General features: G+C 67.7%; 4 protein-coding genes. All 4 read right to left on the bottom strand.

What is annotated here, in order from left to right:
- The coding region (locus HY703_02980; GenBank protein MBI4544143.1) for an ABC transporter ATP-binding protein at positions 1-646 on the bottom strand (646 nt) is incomplete at its 3' end.
- Entirely contained in the window at positions 646-1,584 is a 939-nt protein-coding gene (locus HY703_02975; GenBank protein ID MBI4544142.1) for an ABC transporter permease, read from the bottom strand. The genes HY703_02980 and HY703_02975, both read right to left, overlap by 1 nt.
- Positions 1,577-2,560: an ABC transporter permease gene (locus HY703_02970; protein ID MBI4544141.1), complete on the bottom strand. Its 984-nt coding sequence runs from the start codon at positions 2,558-2,560 to the stop codon at positions 1,577-1,579. The genes HY703_02975 and HY703_02970 overlap by 8 nt, the downstream gene beginning before the upstream one ends.
- A partial coding sequence (locus HY703_02965; GenBank protein ID MBI4544140.1) for a hypothetical protein occupies positions 2,557-2,761 on the bottom strand: 205 nt, incomplete at its 5' end. The genes HY703_02965 and HY703_02970, both read right to left, overlap by 4 nt.

Genomic DNA, 2,761 nt, shown 5'->3' with positions numbered 1-2,761 from the left:
GGTCGTGCGTGATCAGGATCATGGCCATCCCGAACTGCTCCCTCAATCCTCGCAGCAACGCCAGGATCTGTGCCTGAATCGTCACGTCCAGCGCCGTGGTCGGCTCATCGGCAATCAACAGGTCGGGCTCGCAAGCCAGCGCCATGGCAATCATGACGCGCTGGCGCATGCCGCCCGATAGCTGGTGCGGATAGCTGTGCGACCGCTCCGCCGGGTCCGCTAGTCCGACCAGCCGCAGCATCTCGACGGCGCGCGCCCACGCCTCTCGCCTGCCCCAGCCCCGATGCACGCGGAGCGACTCCGCGATCTGGTTCCCCACCGGGTAGACCGGGTTGAGCGAGGTCATCGGCTCCTGGAAGACCATGGCAATGTCATTTCCCCGCACCCGCCTCATCTCGGATTCCGGGAGCGCCAGGAGTTCCCGCCCCCGGAACCGTACCGAGCTGCCTGGCAGCACCCGGCCGGGCGGGTCCGGTACCAGCCGCAGCACCGAGAGCGAGGTCACCGATTTCCCGCACCCGCTCTCACCCACAATGCCCAGCACCTCTCCCGCAGCCAGGTGGAAGGAAACGCCGTCCACCGCGCGCGCCACGCCTGCGTCCGTATAGAAGTAGGTGCGCAGGTTGGACACTTCGAGCAGCGTCATCAGCGCCTCAGCCGCGGGTCGAGCGCATCGCGTAGCCCGTCGCCCACCAGGTTGAAAGACAGCACGGTCAGCACAATCGCCAGCCCGGGAAAGGTCGCGACCCACCAGGCGCCGATCAGGTTCTGCCGGCCGTCCGCCACCATGTTGCCCCAGGAGGCGGTCGGCGGCTGCACGCCCAGGCCCAGGAAAGAGAGGCCCGCCTCCAGCACGATGGTGTTGCCAATGCCCAGGGTCGCCGCCACGATCACGGGCGCCATCACATTCGGCACCAGGTGGCGCAGGATGATCCGGGGCCTGCTCATCCCCAGCGCGCGCGCCGCCAGGATGAACTCGCGCTCGCGCAGGCTCAGCACTTCGCCCCGCACAATGCGCGTGGTCCCCGGCCATTGCGTCAGCCCCAGCACGACAATGATCAGCGCAATCGAGGGCTCGAAAAGCGCGACGATCATGATGAGCAGCACCAGTCGCGGGAAGGAGAGCACCATGTCCGTGAAGCGCATGATCGCCGCGTCCGTGCGCCCGCCGCTGTATCCCGCCACTGCGCCCAGCAGCGTGCCCAGGGTCACACTGATGGCAATGGCAATGAGGCCGATGGCGAGCGAAATGCGCGCGCCGTACAGGATGCGGGTCAGCACGTCCCGCCCGAAGCGGTCGGTGCCGAACCAGTGGCTGGCCGAGGGCGGCAGATGGCCTGCGCGCACGAGATCCGCGTGAGCCAGCGGATCGTAGGGCGTGAGCAGCGGGCCAAGCAGCGCCAGGAGATACAACACCGCAATGACGGCCAGTCCAGCCAGCGCCAGGGGGTCCCGCCGGAACTGGCGCACCGCGATCCGCCACTGCGATGCGCCACGCGCGTCCACCACCAGCGGGCCCGGCGCCGCAGTCGCGGCGGACTCGGGGTCGCTGCCCCCGTAATCGCGAACGGGCGTACTAGTCATACCGGATGCGCGGGTCCGCCACCGCGTAGAGCACGTCCGCCAACAGGTTCCCCAGCACGACCATCACGGCAAATAGGAAGCTGGTGGCCATGACCAGCGGGTAGTCACGCTGGAAGATCGCGTCCACGATCACGCGCCCCATCCCCGGCCAGGAAAAGATCGTCTCGACAAAGACCGCGCCGCTGAACAGGAGTGGCAGGTACAGTCCCAGCAGCGTGATCACGGGAATGAGCGAATTGCGCAACGCGTGCTTCAGCACCACACTGCGCTCGGGCAGCCCCTTGGCGCGCGCGGTGCGGATGTAGTCCTGGCGGATCACCTCCAGCATCTGGCCGCGGGTATAGCGCGCGATGCCCGCGGCCAGCACGAGGGTCAGCGTGCTGACGGGGAGCACCAGGTGCGCGACGCGGTCCTGCAACCGGGCGAGCGGCCCGAGGAACTCGTAGTCCACGCTCGTCATCCCGGTGGCGGGCAGCGCCATCGGCCACCCCCACTGATGCGCCTTGAGCGCCAGGACCAGCATCAGCATGAGCCCCAGCCAAAAGGATGGCATCGAGTAGAAGAAGAGGGAGACGACGCTGAGCCCCCGGTCCCCCCAGGAGTGCTGCCGTACGCCCTGATAGGTGCCGATGGCCACGCCCAGCACGAACACGATGAGCAGAGTGGCCCCCGTCAGCACCAGCGTATTGGGGAGGGTCTCCAGCAGGATCCTCGAGACTGGCCGGCCCTGCGCCAGGGAATAGCCGAAGTCCCCGCTCATGAAGGCCGCCAGCCACTTGGCATAGCGCACGTGCAACGGCTGGTCCAGCCCGAAGTTGCGGCGCAACTGATCGAGGATTTCCACGGGAACGTTGGGGTTGAAAAAGAGCGCTGTCGGGTCGCCCGGCGCCAGCGTCAGCACGAAGAAGATGATGGTGGCAATGCCCCAGAGCAGGGGCAGGGATCCGAGCAGCCGGCGCAGGATGTAGGCTGTCATCGCGGGAGCGACCACTCGGCCATGCTTTGCAGTTCCCCCCGCGGGTCCATCACCACCCCGCCGAGTCGCGCCTGCGCCGCAGCCAGCTCGTCCAGCCAGAACATGAAGGTGAAAGGCTGCTCCTGCCGCAGCAGTTGGGTGAATTCCGCCCAGATGACGCGGCCCCGCACCGGGTCGGATGTGGCCGCGCCCTGGTCCATG

The sequence above is a fragment of the Gemmatimonadota bacterium genome, assembly GCA_016209965.1.
Classification (GTDB): Bacteria; Gemmatimonadota; Gemmatimonadetes; order Longimicrobiales; family RSA9; genus JACQVE01.
Note: the sequence above shows the minus strand (reverse complement) of the source record. Positions and strands in the feature narration are given on the sequence as shown.